Source organism: Paenibacillus paridis (assembly GCF_006345825.1).
In the GTDB taxonomy this organism is placed as follows: domain Bacteria; phylum Bacillota; class Bacilli; order Paenibacillales; family Paenibacillaceae; genus Pristimantibacillus; species Pristimantibacillus paridis.
Genome location: NZ_VCIX01000052.1, coordinates 1 through 1,136, shown reverse-complemented (window position 1 = coordinate 1,136; position 1,136 = coordinate 1). Strand labels below are relative to the sequence as shown.

General features: G+C 39.2%; 1 protein-coding gene. It reads left to right on the top strand.

The features are described from left to right. Positions 1-871: 871 nt before the first annotated feature. A partial coding sequence (locus tag FJQ58_RS01215; RefSeq protein ID WP_139990635.1) for a hypothetical protein occupies positions 872-1,136 on the top strand: 265 nt, incomplete at its 3' end.

Sequence of the window (1,136 nt, the reverse complement as noted above, 5' to 3'; positions counted from 1 at the left end):
ATTAACCCCTGTGGTATCTATACTTCGATTAAAATCCTTGATTTTCCTGCCTTTTATTTAATGATCTATTCTATTCTTTTATAAACCTTACTTTATAACACCAAAACCATGGCGATGTCTCGCCATTTTTTGAATTATTTTAAAAAAGCAGACCTTGCGGTCTGCTAGGGGAGAGTTCAAAAGAAGGTCGCTGACGCTCCGTGTTCTTAGCGATAAATAGACTCAAAGAGACACGAACTGGTATGGAATATGTATTTGATTCGAATTGAAATTTAAAAAAGCGTCGTTGTCACGACGGGGGGCGAAGTAGAAGGAAAAATGCTCATAGTGCCTCATCAGAGACCTCGTAAGTAGTCATTCGATAGGCGTTGTCACGCTACGGAATGATTAAAATCTTAAGTAAAAAGGCCGTTGCCACGGCCCTGTTTGAAAAATTGCTGGGAGGTAAATCATGCTGATTGTTCCATATCACAAATATCGTATCATCTGTCGCCATACTAACCAACTCATACACGAATGGAATTTACAAATAATTCCTAGCAAACAGTCATGGAAGCTCGCTAATGTGTTCGTTTATCCAGGTATGCATATGCACGATTATCAGATTTTATCTGTAGAGGAAATTGTCTGTCTGGAACCTGATTTTATGCCATTAGACCTTTTTGATTTGGTCTACTCGGATTGTGATTTTGACTTTCGTGATGTTCATCAAGAGGCCTGTCCGTTTTGCCAAGGTGCTGTAGTAAATGATCGCNCGCTGTTTGAATTGTCATTTTGATTTTGATAATTAACGCCTTGCGGCGTGCATGAAGGAAAAAGGATCTCAGAACTATTCTGAGATCCTTTTTATTTAAAATTGGAGGGATAATTAATGACTGATTTACAACAAGCACAACAACTAATTCGTAATCTAAATGGACCTAGCTGTATCGTGTCACGAGTAAAACCCGTTTATGACGCTCGTCCATCAAATTTCCTGACGCTTCATAGTTTAGCAGGGAAAGTCATCTATCAAGTTTATGGCTGGTCCAACTTTAAAGGAGAGGACATGATTCAAAACATTCGTGAAGCCCTACAAAAGCTTCAACAGCACCCCGTGAGTAAAAAAGAAGTCCTTGATCACTATTACGCGGTTC